Genomic DNA, 20,486 nt, shown 5'->3' with positions numbered 1-20,486 from the left:
GGCACCGGGTTTGGTAAACGCACTACAAAGCGTTACTCGGCCAGGATCTGCCCCACAGTCGGGTCCTTGAACAGGCGGGTCAACGCATCACTCAACACATCGCTGACCAGCTTGGTGTTGGTCTCCTGGTTCGGCGCCATGCCAAAGCGCTGGTCCAGCGAGGCACCGTAACGCCCGCTGTAACGGCGACCGGCGTTCTGCACATCAGAGCGGAAGGTCGCGCCAATGGTGGCCTCGGTCACGTACATGCCTTCCTTGGGCGACTGATACTTCAGTTCCGCCAGGGTCACCGTCAACTGCGGGGCATTCAGCGCATTGGCGGTCGGGGTGAAGCCCAGCAGCCGCACAGCTGCTTCGGCCTGGGCCTGTAGCTTGGGCAGGATCTGCGCGCTCTGCACTGTGATCGCGCTGGTTTCAGGGTACAAACCACCACGGGTGCCCAGGGTCGGCGACGGACGACCGTCCACCACCTTCACCACCACCGGCTGGCCACGCCCGACCGGTGCCAACTGAGTCGTCAGCTTCGGCTCCGGGGCGAGTTGTTGCGGGCTGTGGGCGCAGCCAACCAGGGTCAAACTGGTCACAGTGATCAAACCGAACAACAGGCGTTGCAACATGCGTTTCTCTCCAGAATCAGGCACAGACAGACGCGCAGTATAGCGGTCGGCACCGGCTGCAAACCAGCAACCCTGAACACCGGCTGAAGACTTGTGCAATGTCATCGCGCGCGACTGCTCGGTCACGGGAGTGTCATGCCACACTGCTAACTTCAACGCTGTCACTGAACGAGGGCATCGCCATGCATTTTCTCTGGTCGCTTTTCGCTCCACGCCGCACCTATCGTTACTTCGCCCGACTCGACAGCGCCGAACGCTGCCTGGCATTCAAGCACTGCCAGATGCCTCCGATGGGCGATGGCTGGGTCGAAATCAACGAGATTCGCCCCCACTGGTTGCACCAGCCACTGCCCGCCAGCGCCCGCCTGAGCCCGCGCATTCGTCGCCTCAGGTTGCACTCGGCACTGGCCGGCTGACCGAACGGCTAATAAAAGTCATTAAACACGACCATTTCCCTGCGTTTCTTCGCTACAATCTCCCCCCGATTATAAGGACGTCTCCTGATCGGGCCTCGCAGCACCGCTGATACCTGCGTATTGGCACCCCCGCACCGCCCACAGAGAGCCGCCCACACAGATCGAGTGAAGCTGGCGAGCTTGCTGTTTATCTTGCAAACCACCACTTTTCGCGAATCTGCAGAGCTGTCATGACGCTCGGCCACTGAGCTGTTTGCCCGTTTTTAACGCGGGTCCGGTGCCAGGCGCAGATAGCCCTTTTTGAGGTTCACGTCTTCAAAAGAGCGTGAAAAAACGGGTTTTCACAACTTCACAAGAGTGTGGCGAGCAAATGAATAGTTTTGCGTCTGAATATGCACCATTAGCGTCTACAACAGCCCAACGACACAGGACCGGATACGCCTCGAATACCGGAGCCTGAAGCCTGTCCGCTACGGATTTGGTTGCACAAACGGACGTATCGACCATAAGTCGAATTGCCTGCCGCGCGCTGAAATGAGTTCATGGGAACCCTGAGGCCAGTAGGTAACGTCTGTCGAAGTTGCGATAAATTGCGAAGATTCGGACATGGCGATCCTGGCCATGGGTGACCTGGGGCTCTACAGAGTATGCCCCGTAACTCCTGGCAGCTATGCCGACAATTTGGTGCTGCAGATTTTGGAGACGCGTTAAATGGCGCATAACGAAGCAGTCGACGTAGTACTGGTTGGGGCCGGCATCATGAGTGCCACCCTCGCTGTACTGCTCAAAGAGCTCGACCCCGCGATCAAGCTGGAAGTCGTCGAGCTGATGGATTCCGGGGCCGCGGAGAGTTCCAACCCGTGGAACAACGCCGGTACCGGTCACGCCGGCCTGTGTGAGCTGAACTACACACCACAGGCCGCTGACGGCAGCGTCGACATCAAGAAGGCCGTGCACATCAACACCCAGTTCGAGGTGTCGAAGCAGTTCTGGTCCTACCTGACCCGCAAAGGCACCTTCGGCTCGTCGAAATCCTTTATCAGCCCGGTCCCGCACCTGAGCTTCGTGCAGGGTGACGCTGGCGTGTCGTTCCTCAAGGAACGCTTCAACGTGCTGAAGAAGCACCATGCCTTCGCCGACATGGAATACACCGAAGACAAGGCCAAGATGGCCGAGTGGATGCCCTTGATGATGCCTGGGCGTGACGCTGGCGAGACCCTCGCCGCGACCCGCGTGATCAACGGCACCGACGTCAACTTCGGCAACCTGACCAATCAACTGCTCAAGCACCTGACCAGCGCCGGCGATGCCCAGGTCAAGTACTGCAAGCGCGTGACCGGTCTCAAGCGCAATGCCAACGGCTGGACCGTCAGCATCAAGGACGTCAACAGCGGCAACAGCCGTGAAGTCGACGCCAAGTTCGTGTTCCTCGGCGCCGGCGGCGCGGCCTTGCCGTTGCTGCAGGCCTCGGGCATCGAGGAAAGCAAAGGTTTCGGCGGTTTCCCGATCAGTGGCCAGTGGCTGCGTTGCGACAACCCGGAAGTGGTCAAGCATCACCAGGCCAAGGTCTACAGCCAGGCCGCGGTAGGTTCGCCGCCCATGTCGGTACCGCACCTGGACACCCGTGTGGTCGATGGCAAGACGTCCCTGTTGTTCGGGCCATACGCCGGTTTCACCACCAAGTTCCTCAAGCACGGATCCTTCATGGACCTGCCGCTGTCGGTACGTGCCGGTAACATCGGACCGATGCTGGCCGTGGCCAAGAACAACATGGACCTGACCAAGTACCTGGTCAGCGAAGTGATGCAATCCATGGAACAACGCCTGGAGTCGCTGCGTCGCTTCTACCCTGAAGCGAAAGCCGAAGACTGGCGCCTGGAAGTGGCCGGCCAACGGGTGCAGATCATCAAGAAAGACCCGAAAAAAGGCGGCGTGCTGCAGTTCGGCACCGAACTGGTCGCAGCCAAGGACGGATCGCTGGCCGCCCTGCTCGGCGCTTCGCCAGGTGCTTCGGTGACCGTTTCGATCATGCTCGAGCTGATCGAGAAATGCTTCCCGGGCAAAACCAAGGGCGAATGGGCTGGCAAACTCGCGGAAATTTTCCCGGCCCGTGAAAAAGTCCTGGAAACCGACGCTGCGCTGTATCGCAAGATCAACGCGCAGAACAACGTCGCCCTGGAGCTGGTGGAAGCCAGCAGCGAGACTCCAAGCTTCGCTTGATCCTCGCCCATGAAAAACGCCCCGCTCTCAATGAGAACGGGGCGTTTTTTTATGGCCTTGAAAAAGCTCAGCCGCGGGCTTTTTCGATCAGCTCGATGTACTCGGCGCTGTTGCGCTGGTCCTTGATCACTTCGGCGAAGGTCTGGCCATGCTCATCCTTGCCGTCCAGGTCGTAGCCGGCTTCGACAAAGAACGTCAGGAAACGCTCGAAATCGTCGATGCGCAGGCCGCGATAAGCCTTGATCAACTTGTGCTGGGACGGTGAAGTCGCGTCAACCGGTTCGAAATCGAGGAACAACTTGATCTGCTCATCGCCGATCTCGTCACCAATCACTTGTTTCTTATCTTTACGCATTGCCGACTCCAGCTCGCAGACATTTCACGGGGCAGGCAGTTTACCCCCGCCCTGCCCGATGCCTCAACGACCACGCTTCACTGCACCCGTGTGCAGGTCTGCCCAAATGTGACCATTGGCGTAGCTGAGAAACTGACAATAGACCGTGTCGTTGCGTAACAGGTCCAGCACCACCCGGTACTGGGCCATGGGGTAAAACAGGGTGAGGGTACGGGTATTGGCGTCGTAGATCGGCTTTTTCAGGCTTTTGCTTTCGCCGTCGAAATTCACCAGCACCTGGCTGATGGTGGCCCCCTTGCTCAGGGGCTTGCCCTTGAGGCGAATCAGCACCGGCGAAGTCACCGGGATCGGCTGCTGATTGGACTGGCGCTGGCTGCCAACCACCACCGAATACTCGGTGACCTGTAACAGTTGCTGCTGCTCGGGCGAGGTGTCGCGCAGGGTCAGGTCGTCGGGCGGCAGGAATTGCCCGTGCATGACTGCAGGCGCGGCCGCCAGTGGCAGGCTGAGGCTCAGCAACAGAACGGCGCAACTGCGGATCAAAAGGCTCATGACGGGCTCCAGAATCGGGCCCAGCACTGTAGCAGCTGACGCAGCCTGCGTCCGGTGGTGCAGCCTTCTCGACCCATTGAGCAACGAGTGCCTGATCGAGAAAGCTGCGGGGCGTTCCGGCTTACATACCTTTAACGGCAAAAATCCCGTTGGCGTTGCGCCAGTAGCCTTTGTAGTCCATGCCGTAGCCGAAGATGTAACGGTCAATGCAAGGCAGCCCGACGAAATCGGCCTTCAGGTCCGGACGCGCCTTGCGGTCGTGGTCCTTGTCGATCAGTACCGCGGTGTGCACTTTGCGGGCACCGGCGTGTTTGCAGAAGTCGATGATCGCGCCCAGGGTGTGCCCTTCGTCGAGGATGTCGTCGATGATCAGCACGTCACGGTCGATGAACGAAACTTCCGGCTTGGCTTTCCAGAACAGATCGCCGCCGCTGGTTTCGTTGCGATAGCGCGTGGCGTGCAGGTAGGACGCTTCCAGCGGGAAATGCAGATGGGTGAGCAACTTGCCAGAGAAGATCAGCCCGCCGTTCATCACGCAGAACACCACGGGATTGCTGTCAGCCAACTGTTCGTTGATGAGCGCACCGACACGGGCGATGGCCGCCTCGACTTCAGCTTCGGTGTACAGGCAGTCAGCCTCTCGCATGATTTGACGGATATGCTCGAGATCAGCGGACATGGTGCTCTCCAAGGGGTGGCGGATTCGGAAAAGCGAGCAAAGGTACGCATCCCGACCGGTCGAATCAAGCGTTTCTGGACTAACGTTCTGAATGTCTATAGGACAACAACCCCGGATAGATTAATCTAGGCCGGTTTTTTTGCCCGCCGCCGGAGCCTTTCCCTATGCCCATCCGTGAGATCCGCCATCCGCTGATCCGACACAAACTTGGCCTTATGCGCCGCGCCGACATTAGCACGAAGAATTTCCGTGAGCTCGCTCAGGAAGTCGGTGCCCTGTTGACCTACGAGGCAACCAAGGACCTGCCCCTGGAAACCTACGACATCGAAGGCTGGTGCGGTACCGTATCGGTCGAGAAAATCGCCGGTAAGAAAATTACCGTGGTCCCTATCCTGCGCGCCGGCATCGGCATGCTCGAAGGTGTCCTGAGCCTGATCCCGGGCGCCAAAGTCAGCGCCGTGGGCGTGGCCCGCAACGAGGAAACCCTCGAAGCCCACACCTACCTGGAAAAACTGGTTCCAGAAATCGACGAACGACTGGCCATGATCATCGACCCGATGCTCGCCACCGGCAGTTCCATGGTTGCCACTATCGACCTGCTGAAAAAAGCCGGCTGCAAGGACATCTGCGCCATGGTCCTGGTCGCAGCCCCCGAAGGGATCGCGGCTGTCGAGAAGGCTCACCCGGACGTGACCATCTACACCGCCTCGATTGACGAAAAACTCAATGAACACGGCTACATCATTCCGGGCCTCGGCGATGCTGGCGACAAGATCTTCGGCACCAAGCAGAAGGACGCGTGAGCATGCAGGATGAGTTCAACGACCCGCTCTGGCGCCAGGTCCTGTCGGGCGCCCAGATGCTGTTCGTGGCGTTCGGCGCGCTGGTGTTGATGCCGCTGATTACCGGCCTCGACCCCAACGTCGCGCTGTTCACGGCGGGCCTGGGGACTCTGCTGTTCCAGCTCGTTACCGGGCGCCAAGTGCCGGTGTTCCTGGCTTCGAGCTTTGCCTTCATCACCCCGATCATTCTTGCCAAGGGCCAGTTCGGCCTGGCGGCAACCATGGGCGGCGTGATGGCGGCAGGTTTTGTCTACACCTTCCTGGGTCTGGCCGTGAAGATCAAGGGCACCGGTTTCATCGACCGCCTACTGCCTCCGGTAGTGATTGGCCCGGTGATCATTTCGATCGGCCTGGCCATGGCGCCGATTGCCGCGAACATGGCCATGGGCAAGGCCGGTGACGGCAGCGAGCTGATTCATTACCAGACGGCGATGATGATCTCGATGCCGGCGCTGCTGACCACCTTGATCGTGGCCGTGTTCGGCAAAGGCATCTTCCGCCTGGTGCCGATCATTTCCGGGGTGCTGGTGGGCTTTGGCATGGCGTTCTACTTTGGTGTCGTCGACGCCGCGAAGATCGCTGCGGCGCCCTGGTTTGCCTTGCCACACTTCACGGCACCGGAGTTCAACTGGCAGGCGATCCTGTTCATTGTCCCGGTGGCGCTGGCCCCGGCCATCGAACACATCGGCGGGGTCATCGCCGTCGGCAGCGTGACCGGTCGCGACTACCTGAAAAAACCGGGCCTGCATCGCACCCTGTTTGGCGACGGTATCGCTACCACGGCAGCCGGCATGCTCGGCGGCCCACCCAACACCACCTACGCCGAAGTCACCGGCGCGGTGATGCTGACCAAGAACTACAACCCGAAAATCATGACCTGGGCGGCGATCTTCGCCATCAGCCTGGCGTTTGTCGGCAAGTTCGGTGCGCTGCTGCAAAGCATTCCAGTACCGGTGATGGGCGGGATCCTGTGCCTGTTGTTCGGCTCGATTGCCGCGGTGGGCATGAACACCATGATCCGCCACCAGATCGACCTGGGCGAAGCGCGCAACCTGGTGATTGTCTCGGTCACCCTGGTGTTTGGGATCGGCGGTGTGCTGATCGGCACCGGCACCGGCCCCGACGACTTCGGCCTCAAGGGCATCGCCTTGTGCGCGATTGTCGCGATCGGGTTGAACCTGCTGTTGCCGGGCAATGACGGCTGGAAGAAAAAGCAGCCGGATGAGCCGCTGCTCTAAAGTCTTTACTGCCGCAAAGAACGTTATCGCGGGCAAGCCTTGCTCCTACAGGAACATGGCTTGCCCGCGATGCTTTCGGCCTTCTACAAAACCACTGGCGCCCTTTCACACAGGGTGTTCAACGCCTGCGCCCACTGCGGCTCATCGTTGAGGCACGGCACCAGTACCAACTCCTCGCCCCCCGCCTCGCGGAACTGCTCCAGGCCACGGTCACCGATCTCTTCCAGGGTTTCGATGCAGTCGGCGACAAACGCCGGGCACATCACCAGAATCTTCTTCACCCCACTTTTCGCCAGCTCGTCGAGACGCGCTTCGGTGTAGGGTTCGATCCATTTGGCACGCCCCAGGCGCGACTGGAACGACACCGACCACGTGCCTTCCGGCAAGCCCAGGCGCTCGGCAAACGCAGCTGCCGTACGCAGGCACTGGCCGCGATAACAGGTGGCAAGCACCTCTGCCGGCGCTGCGGCGCAGCAATCGCCATTACCTTCAAAGCAATGACCCGGATTGAGCTTCTTCAGGTGCCGCTCCGGCAAGCCGTGAAAACTCAACAACAGATGGTCGTAGTCCTGCGCCAGGTACGGTTTGGCGCTGGCCACCAGGGCGTCGAGGTATTCCGGTTGGTCGTAGAACGGCTGGAGAATCGCGAACTGCACCTCGAGTTTTTTCTCGCGCACCACCCGCTTGGCTTCCTCGATCACCGTGGTCACGGTGCTGTCGGCAAACTGTGGATACAACGGCGCCAGGGTGATTTTCTTGATGCCTTGGGCGGCCAGGCGAGTCAGCACCGTCTCGATCGACGGCTCGCCGTAGCGCATCGCCAATTCGACCGGTCCCTGGGTCCACTGCGCCTTCATGGCCTGCTGCAAGCGCCGGCTGAGTACCACCAGCGGCGAGCCTTCGTCCCACCAGATCGAGGCGTAGGCATGGGCCGACTGTTCCGGGCGCTTGATCAGGATCAACGACACCAGCAGGCGCCGCACCGGCCACGGCAGGTCAATGACGTAAGGGTCCATCAGGAATTGATTGAGGTAGCTGCGCACGTCCGCCACCTGTGTGGAAGCGGGCGAACCCAGGTTGACCAGGAGCAACGCGTGATCGGTCATGCAACGTCCTATTTCAAAGGCGGCTGGACAGGTCGTCCAGAGCCGCACGCAAATCAGTGAAACGAAAGGTGAAGCCTGCCGCCAGTAACCGCATCGGGGTCACCCGCTGGCCGCCCAACAGCAACAGCGACAACTCACCGAGCCCGACCTTCAACACGAACGATGGCAGGGGCATGAAAGCCGGCCGGTGCAGGACACCGGCCAGCGTCTTGGCAAATTCGCGATTGCGTACCGGTTTTGGCGCGCAGGCATTATAAGGACCGCTGGCCATATTCTGATGCAGAAGAAAATCAATCAGCGCGATTTGATCGTCGATATGAATCCATGACATCCACTGCCGGCCATTGCCGATAGGCCCGCCCAGCCCCGCTTTGAAGGGCAGGCGCAGGCGCGACAAAAAGCCGCCCTCGGCCGACAGCACCAGCCCGGTCCGCACCAGCACCACGCGCAGGCCCAAGGCTTCGGCGCGTTGTGCGGTTTCTTCCCAGGCGATGCACAGCTGGCTGGCGAAGTCTTCGCTGACCGGTGGCGAATCCTCGGTCAGCTCACGCTCGCCGCCATCGCCGTACCATCCCACCGCCGACCCGGAAATCAGCAAGTGGGGTTTTTCCTCAAGGCTTTCCAGCCAGGCCAGCAGGGTTTCGGTCAGGCTGATCCGGCTGCTCCAGAGCAACGCCTTGCGCCTATGAGTCCAGAGTCGATCGGCAATCGGCGCACCCGCCAGATTGATCAAGACATCCACCGGCTCCTGTCCGATTTCTTCCAGACGCGCGATGCCTCGCACCTGGGCGCCACACAGGGTCGGCACTTTTTCGGGTTTGCGACTCCACACCGTCAGGCTGTGGCCCTGACTCAACCAGAGTCGGCAAAGCTGGCGTCCTATCAATCCAGTACCGCCGGTCAGCAATATGTGCATGACATGTTCCTCGCGTGGCGTTTTACCTCGATCACTAGTCTATTTTTATAAGCAGGGATGTTTCGGATCGGGCGGGCTCTGTGATTAACAATAGGCCAAGCTGTCAGAACGAGAACGCTGAAAGTTATACCAAAAAATATAATTGTACAGGTTTAACCCTAAGCGTAGCCTGTAGAGAAAGGTAAACGAGGCCCCTATGACTCTACCCATCGCAATTATCGGCACCGGCATCGCCGGACTTTCCGCCGCCCAGGCTCTGCAAGAGACCGGCTACGTCGTGCAACTGTTCGATAAAAGCCGTGGCAGCGGTGGGCGCATGTCGAGCAAACGCAGCGACGCTGGCGCACTCGACATGGGGGCGCAGTATTTCACCGCCCGCGACCGGCGCTTTGTCACTGAAGTGCAGCGCTGGCAAGCCAACGGCTGGGTCGCCGAGTGGACACCGCAGCTCTACAACTTTCAGGGCGGCCAGCTCAGCCCGTCGCCAGACGAGCAGACCCGCTGGGTCGGCACGCCGCGCATGAGCGCCATTACCCGCGCCCTGATTGGCGACCTGGAAGTGCACTTCGCCTGCCGCATCACCGAGGTCTATCGCGGTGAACAGCACTGGCATCTGCAGGATGCCGAAGGCTTCACCCACGGCCCCTTCAGCCATGTGGTCATCGCCACGCCCGCCCCGCAGGCCACAGCCCTGCTGGCTGCCGCACCGAAGCTGGCCGGAGTCGCCGCCGGGGTGAAAATGGACCCGACCTGGGCCGTCGCCCTGGCATTCGATACGCCGCTGGATACCGCGATGGAAGGCTGCTTCGTGCAGGACAGCCCGCTCGACTGGCTGGCCCGCAACCGCAGCAAACCGGGGCGCGACAACAGCCTGGACACTTGGGTGCTGCACGCCACCAGCAGTTGGAGCCGACAACACATCGACCTGTCCAAGGAAGCGGTGATCGAACAACTGCACGGCGCCTTTGCCGAACTGTTGCACAGCGCCATGCCCGCCCCGACCTTCAGCCTGGCCCACCGCTGGCTGTATGCGCGCCCTGCCAGCAGTCACGAATGGGGCGTACTGGCCGATGCCGACCTGGGCTTGTATGTGTGCGGCGACTGGTGCCTGTCAGGGCGGGTCGAAGGCGCCTGGCTGAGTGGCCAGGAAGCTGCCCGCCGCTTGCACGAGCATCTGCAGTAGTCGCTTCCCGTAGCTAGGCTTTGGCGGCTACGGGGGCGCTCGATAAAACCTATACAAAAAGTTTGACTTGTACACCTTTCGACCTATGATCAAAACATGTTGTACAGCGAACATCGCTTGTACAGGTTTTAATCCGAGGTCTGCCGATGTCGAGTGAATCACCGCGCAAGCCGAAAATCGCCATCAGCGCCTGCCTGATGGGCGATGAGGTGCGCTACAACGGTGGGCATAAAGAATCCCAGCTCTGCAGTCGTACCCTCAGCAATTATTTCGAGTTTGTCCCGGTGTGCCCCGAAGTCGCCATTGGCCTGGGAATTCCCCGCGAGCCGATTCGCCTGGTCGGCGATCCGCAGCACCCGAGCGCCATCGGCAGCGTCAACCGACAACTCGACGTAACCCAACCGCTAGCCGACTACGGGCAACGCATGGCCGCTGAATTGACCGATCTGTGCGGTTACATCTTCATGCATAAATCCCCGTCCTGCGGCCTGGAACGGGTCAAGGTCTATCACGCCAACGGCAACCCGCAGGACGGTGGTGGCCGGGGTATCTATGCCGCGGCGTTTTGTGCCCGCCACCCGGACCTGCCGGTGGAAGAAGACGGCCGACTCAACGATCCGGTGCTGCGCGAGAACTTCCTGACCCGAGTGTTTGCCTATGCCGCCTGGCAGGATTTGCTGCAGCAGGGTCTCAGCCGCCATGGCCTGACCGACTTCCACGCACGCTACAAGTACCTGCTGATGGCCCACAACCCGCTGCAGTACAAGGCCCTGGGCAAACTCCTGGGCAGCATGGGCCAGAGCGACCCCGCAGAACTTGGCCCGCGCTATTTCAGTCTGTTGATGAAGGCGCTCAAGCAATGCGCCACCCGCGGGACCCACAGCAATGTACTGCAACACCTGTGCGGCTATTTCAAACAGAACCTGAGCGTCGAGGACAAACAGGAAGTCCAGCACGTGATCGGCCAATACCGCCTCGGCGTCGTGCCGCTGGTGGTCCCGCTGACCCTGCTCAAGCATCACCTGCGTCATCATCCCGATCCGTACATCGCGCAACAGGTCTACCTGCAGCCGCACCCGGAAAACCTCAGCCTCAGAAATGCGATTTGAATGAACATGCCCAGCGCTACTCACACCCAAGAGCCCGACACCGACTACCAGCAGGCGCTGGACGAAGGCTGGCTGCCGATCCGCGAAGTCGCCCGCGTGACCGGCGTCAACGCGGTCACCCTGCGTGCCTGGGAGCGTCGCTATGGGCTGGTGGTGCCGCAACGCACCCCCAAGGGTCACCGGCTGTTCTCGGCCGAACATGTGCAACGCATTCACGACATCCTGACCTGGCTCAATCGCGGCGTCGCGGTGAGCCAGGTCAAGCAGTTGCTGGACACACCGCAAGCGTTCAGTTCGCCGGTGGAAAATGACTGGCAGATCCTGCGCCAAAACCTCGCCCAGGCCATCTTTCGCCTGGCCGAGCGCCAGGTCGATGACCTGTTCAACCAGGCCATGGCCCTGTACCCACCACGGACCTTGTGCGAGCAACTGCTGATGCCATTGCTGGCAGAGCTCGAACAACGCTGGCAAGGGCAATTCGGCGCACAGATGGAGCGCACGTTTTTCTACAGCTGGCTGCGCAGCAAGTTCGGTGCGCGGATCTACCACAACAACCGCCAGTTACGCGGCGCCCCACTGCTGCTGGTCAATCACTCCGACCTGCCGCTCGAACCTCACCTATGGCTCTGCGCCTGGCTGATCAGCAGCGTCGATTGTCCGGTGGAAGTGTTCGACTGGCCTTTGCCGGTGGGTGAACTGGCCCTGGCGGTCGAACACCTGCAAGCACGCGCGGTGCTGCTGTATTCGAGCAAAACCAGCAACCTGAAACAGCTAACGAAACTCCTGAACAATGTCAGTTGCCCAAAGCTCATCGTCGGACCAACGGTATGTATCCACCAGGCCGGTTTGTCCGAGATCGCCACTGAAATCGCTGATGTATTACTGGCCGACGATCCCCTGTCGGCTCACCAGGTATTGATTCAGCGAGGACTGATCTGATGTCCAGTGCGCAAGCGACCCTGCAATTGATCTGGCTGCGCAGCGACCTGCGCCTGCATGACAACACGGCTCTGAGCACCGCCGCCAATCGTGGCCCGAGCGTCGCGGTGTATCTGTTGAGCCCCGAGCAATGGCTGGCCCATGACGATGCCCCCTGCAAAGTGGATTTCTGGCTGCGCAACCTGCGCGAACTGAGCCAGGCGTTGAGCGCGCTGAATATCCCGCTGCTGATCCGCAGCGCCCCTGCTTGGGACGATGCACCCCGAGTGCTGGCACAGCTGTGCAGCGAACTGAACGTCGAAGCGGTTCATGCCAACGAAGAGTACGGCGTTCACGAAACCCGCCGGGATGCCGCCGTTCGCCTGGCCCTCGACACCCAAGGCATCACCCTGCATCGCTATCTGGATCAGTTGCTGTTCCAACCTGGCAGCGTCCTGACCAAGACCGGTGGCTACTTCCAGGTCTTCAGCCAGTTCCGTAAAGTCTGCTACGCCCGCCTGCACGGCGCTCTGCCACGATTGGTGACGGCACCCGGGATGCAAGCGCCGACGGGTATCGACTGCGACCCGGTCCCCGAGCAAGTGCAAGGCTTCAAGCCCTCGAGCGAGCAGCTTCGCGCACTCTGGCCGGCCGGTGAGGATGAGGCGCAGCGACGCCTGGAGCACTTCACCGATGCCCAGATCAACTACTACAAGGACGAACGCGACTTACCGGCCAAACCCGGTACCAGTCAGCTTTCAGCCTATTTGGCAGCCGGGGTGATTTCGCCTCGCCAGTGCCTGCATGCGGCGTTGCAAGCCAATCAGGGCGAGTTCGAAAGCGGCAGCGTCGGCGCTGTTACCTGGATCAACGAACTGCTGTGGCGCGAGTTCTACAAACACATTCTGGTCGGCTACCCCCGTGTTTCCCGGCACCGCGCCTTTCGCCCGGAAACCGAAGCCCTGGCCTGGCGGGATGCGCCCGACGAACTGGCCGCCTGGAAGGAGGCGCGCACCGGCCTGCCGATCATCGACGCCGCCATGCGCCAGTTGCTGGAAACCGGCTGGATGCACAACCGCCTGCGGATGGTGGTGGCCATGTTCCTGACCAAGAACCTGTTGATCGATTGGCGCGAAGGCGAGCGGTTTTTCATGCGTCACCTGATCGACGGTGACCTGGCGGCCAATAACGGCGGCTGGCAATGGAGTTCGTCCACCGGGACCGACTCTGCGCCCTACTTCCGGATTTTCAATCCGATCAGTCAGTCGGAGAAATTCGACGCCGAAGGCCTGTTCATCAAGCACTGGCTGCCGGAACTGGCGGGGCTGAACAAAAAAGATATCCACAACCCGGCCGCCATGGGCGGGTTGTTTGGCGTGGCGGATTATCCGCTGCCTACCGTCAACCTCGGCCAATCGCGCGAGCGCGCACTGGCAGCCTTCAAACGTCTGCCCACGCGTCTTGAGGTGAACAGTTCAGAGGGATGACGGATGGCGATACTTTGCCTAGAGTTTCCCCAGACCAACGATTCGGGATGACGGCTTGAACAGGAGCAAAGGATGATTCGGATACCCACACGACGTTATTGGTTAACCGATGCCAGCAATGGCCTGGGTGCCGCCCTGGCCGAGCATCTGCTCAAATCCGGTGCGCACCTGGCGTTGAGCGCTCGCGCCGTGGCTCCCCTCAAAGCCTTCGCCCGCCGCTACCCTGGGCAAGTACTGGTAGCCCCTGGTGACCTGACCAACAGCCAGACCGTGCGCGAGATCGGTGAGCAGATCCAGCAGGACTGGGGCGCGCTGGACACCGTCATCCTCAATGCCGGGACCTGCACGTACGTCGACGCCGCGCAGTTGGACACCAACCTGATCGAACACCTGGTGCGCTGCAACCTGCTTGCCAGCAACTATTGCATCGACGTCGCCTTGCCGCTGCTGCGCACGGGCATCGCGCCGTACCTGGTGGGCATAACCAGTTCTGCGACTTACCTGTCACTGCCGCGAAGCGAAGCCCAGGGAACGTCGAAAGCCGGCCTGCGTCACCTGTTCGAATCGCAGCGCATCACGCTGGCCGAGGACGGCATCGAAGTCACCGTGGTCACCCCAGATTTTATCGCCAGCCCCCTTGGCGGACACGATGTCTTGCCACTGCCGTTGAGCTGGACCGCCGACAAGGCTGCCCGCTACATCATCGACAACCTCAAGTTGCGCCCGCTGGAACTGCCCCTGCCGGCGCTGTCCATGACCGCGCTGTGGCCGCTGTCGAAACGCCCCGGTGAAGGCCAACTGGCGATTGGCAAACCCATGGCCTGGAGTGCGCCACCGATCAAGGACCTACCGTAACCCCCCACGGACGGTCCCGCCTGGGCGCCCGACAAGCGAGCGTCCGTCAGTGCTTTCACACAGGCGCAGCGCACTGCCTTACACTGGCGCCCATGAATACCATCCCCCTCACCGAAATCGTCGAGCCGGCGGTCACTTGCTCGACGTGCGCGGCCTGTTGCTGCCAGCTCGAAGTGATGCTGATCACCGACACCGGCGTGCCCGAGCGCTTTATCGATACCGACGACTGGGGTGGAGAAGTCATGCTGCGCCTGGACGACGGTTGGTGCGCAGCGCTGGATCGGGACACGATGATGTGCACCATCTACGAAAAACGCCCGCTGATTTGCCGGGAGTTCGAAATGGGCGCGCCGGAATGCATCGAGGAACGCCAGGGGATAACTACCGCCTACAGGTGATGGCGTTCCTTCGCCAGCAAGGTCCTATAGAGCCATGGTGTAGTGCAAGGCGTAACTTTCGACGCCGTCGTTGGGACTGCTGATCCCGGCGTTGGAGTAATGGGTGGCGCGGATCCCCACCTCATGTCCACCGGCAAAACGCAGGCCGGCGCCAAAGCGGTCTTCGAACTGGAAGGCCGAGCCGAGCTTGTTGTTCTCAACTTCCGTGTGGGCAAAAACAGCCACCCCGATGCCGACTTCAAGATAGGGCCTGAGCGATTCCCCGGCGAACTCATACACCAGCACCGGCGAGAACGACAGGCTGTGGTTGCTTGTCCTCTTGTCACCATCCCAAAAGGTGTAGGCCCCGTCCCAGTAGCCGGTCAGACGCCCAACTTCGCTCTGCCACCAACTCTTGTTCCATTCAGACTGCAGCCCCAGGCGATACGTCATGGTCGAATCACTGGTTTGCCCGACTGCAAACTCGATACCCGCCGCTTGTGCGCTGTAGCCATGCCCCAACAATACGGCCGCAAGCGCAGCCAGACAGAACACTCGCTTCATAGGAAACATCCTTTTTATGCGAACGATTGTTTTAGGTTTTTTTTGCTCAACAGTCGCTGTAATAGAATCTCGCCCCCAAGCAGAAGTTCAGCTGAATTTCAGCGTGTCTACTGGTTGAAGCTTTGCACAACGCCACCGTTATGCCAGAGCAGCGGCAGGATATTTCTCAGGTGCTCGGGACTGGCGCTGGTCCAGAATTGCGCAGGTCGGGCGGGACCGTCCGCCAGCAGTTCACGCTCAGCGAGCAAGCGCTGGGTTTGCCGGGCAACGGCAGCGCCGGTGTCGATCAGACTGATGTCGGCGGGGAGCATTTGCGCGAGGATTGGCTTGAGGAAGGGGTAATGGGTGCAGCCGAGGATAATCGTGTCGCAGCCCTCGTCCAGCAGGGGCTGCAGGTAGCTGCCCAGCAACTGGCGCAACGCCGGGCTCTGCAAGTCACCGGCTTCGATCAACTCCACCAGGCCCGGACACGGCTGGGTGACTACCCGTACATCGGTGGCGAAGCGGTCGAGCAAGGCGGCGAACTTGGCACTCTGCAAGGTTCCGGTGGTGGCCAGCACGCCGACTACCCCGCTGCGGGTCGCCGCCGCTGCCGGCTTGACCGCTGGCTCCATGCCGACAATGGGCCACGACGGGTAGTCGCGACGCAAATCCGCCACGCCGGCCACGGTTGCCGTGTTGCACGCCACGACCATGGCCTTGGCGCCTTGGGCCTGGAGAAAGTCGGCCATCACTGCGCAGCGTTGGCGGATGAACGCCGGGGACTTCTCGCCGTAGGGAATGTTGCCGCAATCGGCCACGTACAGCAGCGACTCATTGGGCAGCAGCCGGTGAATCTCCGCCAGCACCGACAGCCCGCCAACGCCGGAATCGAACACGCCGATAGGCGCCTCACGCATGTTTGGCACCACAGACGCTGCAGCTCGGATCACGCTTGACCCGCAGCTCACGGAACCGCGTGCCGAGGGCATCGATCAACAACAAGCGGCCCACCAGCGGCTCACCAAAGCCCACCAGCAGTTTCAACGCTTCCAGGGCTTGCAGGCTGCCGACCAGCCCCACCAGCGGGCCGACCACGCCGGCTTCGCTGCAGGTCAGTTCGGCCTCGCTGCCGTGCCCATACAGGCAGTGGTAACAGGGACTTTCGGCGCGACGCGGGTCGAACACCGACAACTGACCTTCCAGACGAATTGCCGCGCCGCTGACCAGAGGCTTGCCCGCCGCCACGCAGGCCGCATTCACGGCTTCGCGCGTGGCAAAGTTGTCGGAACAATCGAGCACCAGGTCGACCGCCGCTACTGCCGCCGCCAACGAGTCGGCGTCCAGCGCGGTGCGATGGGCAACCAGTTGGATCTCGGGGTTGATCGCGCTCAAGCGATGGAGCGCCGAATCAACCTTGCTCATGCCGACGCTGTCGGTGTCGTGGATGATCTGGCGCTGCAGGTTGGTCAGGTCGACTGTGTCGAAATCCGCCAGGTGCAATTCACCCACGCCCGCAGCCGCCAGATACAGCGCCACCGGTGCACCCAAGCCACCAAGGCCGATGATCAACGCGCGGCTTTGCTTGAGTCGCAACTGGCCGTCGATGTCGACGTGCTGCAACAGAATCTGCCGGCTATAGCGCAACAGCTCTTGATCATTCAGCACGGCAGGCGCCCCAGGCTGATCCGTTGGTGACCGCCGAGGTCCACGCGGCTGTGAACCTCTACGAAATCCTGGGCCAGCAGTAAATCACGCACGGCTGCCGCCTGATCGTATCCATGTTCGAGCATCAACCAGCCACCGGCTTCGAGGTGTTGCGGCGCCTGGGCGATAATCACCCGCAAATCATCCAGGCCATCGGTCCCGGCCACCAGCGCGCTGGCCGGTTCGAAGCGCACGTCACCGGCAATCAGGTGCGGGTCGGCGGCAGCAATGTACGGCGGGTTGCTGATGATCAGGCTGTAGCGATGGTCCTTGAGGGCATCGAACCAGTGACTGCTGAGCACTGTGACGTTATGCAGATGCAGGCGCTGGCGATTGCGCTCGGCCAGGGCCACCGCCTCCAGCACGCGGTCCACCGCCGTCACCTGCCAGGCCGGACGCTCGCTAGCCAGGGCCAGGGCGATCGCCCCGCTGCCGGTACCCAGGTCGAGCACCTTGGCCGGTGTCGCCGGCAACAGTTCAAGAGCGGTTTCCACCAGTAGCTCGGTGTCCGGACGAGGGATCAGCGTGTGCGGTGCGACCTCCAGGTCCAGCTTCCAGAAGCCCTGTTGCCCGAGGATATAAGCCACCGGCTCACCGCCGCGACGACGCTGCAGGTAGTGGGCAAAGGTCAGCGCGGCATCACTGGGCACGATGCGCTCGGGCCAGGTGTGCAGGAAGCTGCGGGATTTGCCCAAGGCAGCGGCCAGCAGCAGTTCGGCATCCAGGCGCGCGGTAGGCGAGTCAGGCAGGTCGGCTGCGCGCAACAAACTGGCAATGATGGTCATTTATTCACCTATCGCCGCCAGTTGGTCCGCCTGGTACTCGGCCAGCAGTGGCTCGATCACGGCATCAACGCCACCGGCGAGGATTTCATCGAGGGAGTACAGGGTCAGGTTGACCCGGTGGTCCGTGACCCGACCCTGGGCGAAGTTGTAGGTACGGATCCGCTCGGAGCGATCACCCGACCCCACCAGCAGTTTGCGCTCGCTGGCAATGGCATTGGCCGCCGCGCTGGTCTGCTGGTCGTTCAACTTGGCCGACAACCAGGACATCGCCCGCGCCCGGTTCTTGTGCTGCGAACGCTCTTCCTGGCATTCGACCACGATGCCGGATGGCAAGTGGGTGATACGAATCGCCGAGTCGGTCTTGTTCACGTGCTGACCGCCCGCACCGGAGGAGCGGTAGGTGTCGACCCGCAAATCCGCCGGGTTGATCTCGATCGCTTCCTGCTCGTCCGGCTCCGGCAACACCGCCACGGTGCAGGCCGAGGTGTGGATCCGGCCCTGGGATTCGGTGGCCGGGACCCGTTGCACGCGATGCACACCGGATTCGAACTTCAGCTTGCCATAGACATTGTCGCCTTCGACCCGGGCGATGACTTCTTTATAGCCACCGTGCTCACCGATGTTCTCCGACAGGATCTCGACCCGCCAGCCACGGCGTTCGGCATAACGCGAATACATGCGGAACAGGTCGCCGGAAAAAATCGCCGCCTCGTCGCCACCGGTGCCGGCACGAATCTCGAGGAACACGTTGCGCCCGTCATTCGGGTCCTTGGGCAGCAGCATGCGTTGCAGGCTGGCTTCCAGTTCGAGCAGTTGCTCCTTGGCTTCGCGGACTTCTTCCACGGCCATTTCGCGCATGTCCGGGTCGCTGTCCTTGAGCAGGGCCTGGGCCCCTTCGAGGTCGCCCTGAACCTTGAGCAACTGTTTATAGGTGGCGACAATCGGCTCGACTTCCGCGTATTCCTTGGAATAGGTGCGGAACTTGTTCTGATCGGAAATGACTTCGCCATCGCCAAGCAAGGCGGTCAGTTCCTCGAAACGGTCCTGGAGGATGTCCAGCTTATTGAGCAGTGACGCTTTCATTGCGGTTTTTTATCCGAAGAGCTATCCGACGCGCCCTCACCGAGGGCAAAGAGTTCCTGGGCCATGGCCAGCGCATCGAGGCGGCCTTCGGCAGTCAGCTTTTTCAACTGCACGCTGGGCGCGTGCAGCAGTTTGTTGGTCAGGCCACGAGCCAGTTGCACCAGCACATCCTCGGCGCTGCTGCCATTGGCGAGCAGGCGCTGGGCCTTTTGCAATTCTTCATCACGCAGGCGTTCGCTCTGTTGACGATAGGCCTTGAGCACATCGACCGCAGCCAGTTCGCGCAGGCGCACCATGAAGTCGTCGGCGCCGATTGCCACCATCTCTTCCGCTGCCTGGGCTGCACCCTGGCGACTCTTGAGGTTTTCGGCGACCACTTCGTGCAGATCGTCGACGCTGTACAGGTAGACGTCGTCCAACTCACCCACTTCCGGCTCGATATCTCGCGGTACGGCAATATCGACCATGAATATCGGCTTGTGCTTGCGCAGTTTCAAGGCGCTTTCCACGGCGCCCTTGCCCAGGATCGGCAATTGGCTGGCGGTGGAGCTGATCACGATATCGCTGCGCACCAGTTCCGCCGGGATGTCCGAGAGCAACACTGCGTGGGCGCCGAACTGTTCAGCCAACAGGCTCGCGCGCTCCAGGGTTCGGTTGGCGACCACGATGCGCTTGACCCCCAGTTCGTGCAAATGGCGGGCGACCAGGGTGATGGTCTCGCCGGCGCCGATCAGCAACGCCTGGCTGCGTTGCAGATCACTGAAAATCTGTTTGGCCAGGCTGACGGCGGCAAACGCCACCGACACCGGGTTCTCGCCGATGGCCGTGTCGGTGCGCACCTGCTTGGCGGCATTGAACGTCGCCTGGAACAACCGCCCGAGCAATGGGCCGATGGTGCCGGCCTCACGCGCCACGGCGTAGGCCGATTTCATCTGGCCGAGGATCTGCGGCTCACCCAAGACCAGCGAGTCGAGCCCGGAGGCGACCCGCATCATGTGACGAACTGCCGCATCATCTTCGTGCACATAAGCACTCGCGCGCAGCTCTTCGAGGCTCAAATGGTGATAATCGGCCAGCCAACGCAGCACGGTATCGGCACTCAGTTGATCCTGTTCTATATAGAGTTCGCTGCGATTGCAGGTGGAGAGGATCGCAGCTTCGCGGCTGTCGGTGAGTCGGCAGAGCTGCTGCAAGGCCTCAACCAGCTGCTCCGGAGTAAAGGCCACGCGCTCGCGGACGTCTACGGAAGCAGTCTTGTGGTTAATACCGAGTGCAAGGAAGGCCATTCAAGATCGCTGATGATGTCGAGAAGCCGACAATTGTCCTACTTCGCCAGACCGAGAACAACCACCGTTAACTATTGTCCTACTACCTTGTGCCTTTATAGGTGCATGTAGGAGCGGGTGCCCGCTTGCGGGTTGCTCGCGAAAAACTCAAGGCATCGCGCTATTTCAGGGTGCCCGCGTCAGCGTTGACAACCATCGCGAGCAAGCCGCAA

At 61.2% G+C, this 20,486-nt stretch carries 22 protein-coding genes; 10 read left to right on the top strand and 12 right to left on the bottom strand.

Annotated elements, in window-relative coordinates; translation table 11 throughout:
- Positions 1-32: 32 nt before the first annotated feature.
- Positions 33-617 carry a YajG family lipoprotein gene (locus ACM6IP_RS02630; RefSeq protein ID WP_095168986.1) on the bottom strand — a complete coding sequence of 195 codons (585 nt, stop codon included), beginning with the start codon at positions 615-617 and terminating at the stop codon, positions 33-35.
- A gap of 182 nt (positions 618-799) precedes the next feature.
- On the opposite strand from ACM6IP_RS02630, the gene ACM6IP_RS02625 reads away from it, so the two are divergent.
- Both ACM6IP_RS02625 and mqo read left to right on the top strand, forming a co-directional pair.
- Complete coding sequence (locus ACM6IP_RS02625; RefSeq protein ID WP_095168987.1) at positions 800-1,033, top strand: hypothetical protein; 234 nt, start codon at positions 800-802, stop codon at positions 1,031-1,033.
- 711 nt (positions 1,034-1,744) lie between these two features.
- Positions 1,745-3,253, top strand: a complete 1,509-nt coding sequence (gene mqo, locus ACM6IP_RS02620; protein ID WP_095168988.1) for a malate dehydrogenase (quinone) — start codon at positions 1,745-1,747, stop codon at positions 3,251-3,253.
- A gap of 67 nt (positions 3,254-3,320) precedes the next feature.
- Here the strand turns inward: mqo and ACM6IP_RS02615 are convergent, their stop codons facing one another.
- The 3 genes from ACM6IP_RS02615 to ACM6IP_RS02605 form a co-directional block, all read right to left on the bottom strand.
- Entirely contained in the window at positions 3,321-3,608 is a 288-nt protein-coding gene (locus tag ACM6IP_RS02615; protein WP_095168989.1) for a PA4642 family protein, read from the bottom strand.
- A 63-nt stretch (positions 3,609-3,671) separates the two neighbouring features.
- Positions 3,672-4,160: a hypothetical protein gene (locus ACM6IP_RS02610; RefSeq protein ID WP_414860903.1), complete on the bottom strand. Its 489-nt coding sequence runs from the start codon at positions 4,158-4,160 to the stop codon at positions 3,672-3,674.
- Between the two features lie 121 nt (positions 4,161-4,281).
- Positions 4,282-4,839: a hypoxanthine-guanine phosphoribosyltransferase gene (locus ACM6IP_RS02605; protein WP_095168991.1), complete on the bottom strand. Its 558-nt coding sequence runs from the start codon at positions 4,837-4,839 to the stop codon at positions 4,282-4,284.
- A 164-nt stretch (positions 4,840-5,003) separates the two neighbouring features.
- On the opposite strand from ACM6IP_RS02605, the gene upp reads away from it, so the two are divergent.
- Complete coding sequence (gene upp / locus ACM6IP_RS02600; protein WP_095168992.1) at positions 5,004-5,642, top strand: uracil phosphoribosyltransferase; 639 nt, start codon at positions 5,004-5,006, stop codon at positions 5,640-5,642.
- Between the two features lie 2 nt (positions 5,643-5,644).
- Positions 5,645-6,919 (top strand): uracil-xanthine permease family protein, encoded by a 1,275-nt coding sequence (locus ACM6IP_RS02595; protein WP_414860930.1) that lies wholly within the window; start codon positions 5,645-5,647, stop codon positions 6,917-6,919.
- 83 nt (positions 6,920-7,002) lie between these two features.
- Here ACM6IP_RS02595 and hemH read toward each other — a convergent pair whose 3' ends face one another.
- Together hemH and ACM6IP_RS02585 are read right to left on the bottom strand one after the other, a co-directional pair.
- Positions 7,003-8,025 carry a ferrochelatase gene (gene hemH / locus ACM6IP_RS02590; protein WP_414860902.1) on the bottom strand — a complete coding sequence of 341 codons (1,023 nt, stop codon included), beginning with the start codon at positions 8,023-8,025 and terminating at the stop codon, positions 7,003-7,005.
- Positions 8,026-8,038: 13 nt separating this feature from the next.
- Positions 8,039-8,941, bottom strand: coding sequence for a TIGR01777 family oxidoreductase (locus ACM6IP_RS02585; RefSeq protein WP_414860901.1), 903 nt, complete (start codon positions 8,939-8,941; stop codon positions 8,039-8,041).
- 196 nt (positions 8,942-9,137) lie between these two features.
- Between ACM6IP_RS02585 and ACM6IP_RS02580 the strand changes: the two genes are divergently transcribed.
- The 6 genes from ACM6IP_RS02580 to ACM6IP_RS02555 all read left to right on the top strand — a co-directional run bounded on the left by ACM6IP_RS02580 (position 9,138) and on the right by ACM6IP_RS02555 (position 14,891).
- The gene (locus tag ACM6IP_RS02580) at positions 9,138-10,124 is read left to right on the top strand and encodes an NAD(P)/FAD-dependent oxidoreductase (protein ID WP_095168996.1); all 987 of its coding nucleotides are present in this window, start codon (positions 9,138-9,140) and stop codon (positions 10,122-10,124) included.
- A gap of 146 nt (positions 10,125-10,270) precedes the next feature.
- Positions 10,271-11,233, top strand: coding sequence for a YbgA family protein (locus ACM6IP_RS02575; protein WP_414860900.1), 963 nt, complete (start codon positions 10,271-10,273; stop codon positions 11,231-11,233).
- Positions 11,234-12,172 carry a MerR family transcriptional regulator gene (locus ACM6IP_RS02570; RefSeq protein WP_095168998.1) on the top strand — a complete coding sequence of 313 codons (939 nt, stop codon included), beginning with the start codon at positions 11,234-11,236 and terminating at the stop codon, positions 12,170-12,172.
- Positions 12,173-12,192: 20 nt separating this feature from the next.
- The gene (phrB, locus tag ACM6IP_RS02565; RefSeq protein ID WP_414860929.1) at positions 12,193-13,638 is read left to right on the top strand and encodes a deoxyribodipyrimidine photo-lyase; all 1,446 of its coding nucleotides are present in this window, start codon (positions 12,193-12,195) and stop codon (positions 13,636-13,638) included.
- A gap of 72 nt (positions 13,639-13,710) precedes the next feature.
- Positions 13,711-14,493 (top strand): SDR family NAD(P)-dependent oxidoreductase, encoded by a 783-nt coding sequence (locus ACM6IP_RS02560; RefSeq protein WP_320333008.1) that lies wholly within the window; start codon positions 13,711-13,713, stop codon positions 14,491-14,493.
- Positions 14,494-14,585: 92 nt separating this feature from the next.
- The gene (locus tag ACM6IP_RS02555) at positions 14,586-14,891 is read left to right on the top strand and encodes a YkgJ family cysteine cluster protein (protein ID WP_095169000.1); all 306 of its coding nucleotides are present in this window, start codon (positions 14,586-14,588) and stop codon (positions 14,889-14,891) included.
- Positions 14,892-14,915: 24 nt separating this feature from the next.
- Here the strand turns inward: ACM6IP_RS02555 and ACM6IP_RS02550 are convergent, their stop codons facing one another.
- From ACM6IP_RS02550 to hemA, 6 genes are all read right to left on the bottom strand, one after another.
- Positions 14,916-15,434 carry an acyloxyacyl hydrolase gene (locus ACM6IP_RS02550; RefSeq protein WP_414860899.1) on the bottom strand — a complete coding sequence of 173 codons (519 nt, stop codon included), beginning with the start codon at positions 15,432-15,434 and terminating at the stop codon, positions 14,916-14,918.
- Between the two features lie 107 nt (positions 15,435-15,541).
- Positions 15,542-16,333: a glutamate racemase gene (murI, locus tag ACM6IP_RS02545; RefSeq protein ID WP_414860898.1), complete on the bottom strand. Its 792-nt coding sequence runs from the start codon at positions 16,331-16,333 to the stop codon at positions 15,542-15,544.
- Entirely contained in the window at positions 16,326-17,081 is a 756-nt protein-coding gene (locus ACM6IP_RS02540; protein WP_095169003.1) for a molybdopterin-synthase adenylyltransferase MoeB, read from the bottom strand. Before ACM6IP_RS02540 ends, murI begins: the two co-directional genes overlap by 8 nt.
- Entirely contained in the window at positions 17,075-17,905 is an 831-nt protein-coding gene (prmC, locus tag ACM6IP_RS02535; RefSeq protein WP_414860897.1) for a peptide chain release factor N(5)-glutamine methyltransferase, read from the bottom strand. The genes ACM6IP_RS02540 and prmC overlap by 7 nt, the downstream gene beginning before the upstream one ends.
- Entirely contained in the window at positions 17,906-18,988 is a 1,083-nt protein-coding gene (gene prfA, locus ACM6IP_RS02530; RefSeq protein WP_095169005.1) for a peptide chain release factor 1, read from the bottom strand.
- On the bottom strand, positions 18,985-20,274 hold the full coding sequence (gene hemA / locus ACM6IP_RS02525; RefSeq protein ID WP_095169006.1) for a glutamyl-tRNA reductase: 1,290 nt from the start codon (positions 20,272-20,274) through the stop codon (positions 18,985-18,987). The genes prfA and hemA overlap by 4 nt, the downstream gene beginning before the upstream one ends.
- Between the last annotated feature and the right edge of the window lie 212 nt (positions 20,275-20,486).

The organism is Pseudomonas sp. IT-P176 (assembly GCF_949767245.1).
Lineage (GTDB): Bacteria > Pseudomonadota > Gammaproteobacteria > Pseudomonadales > Pseudomonadaceae > Aquipseudomonas.
Note: the sequence above shows the minus strand (reverse complement) of the source record. Positions and strands in the feature narration are given on the sequence as shown.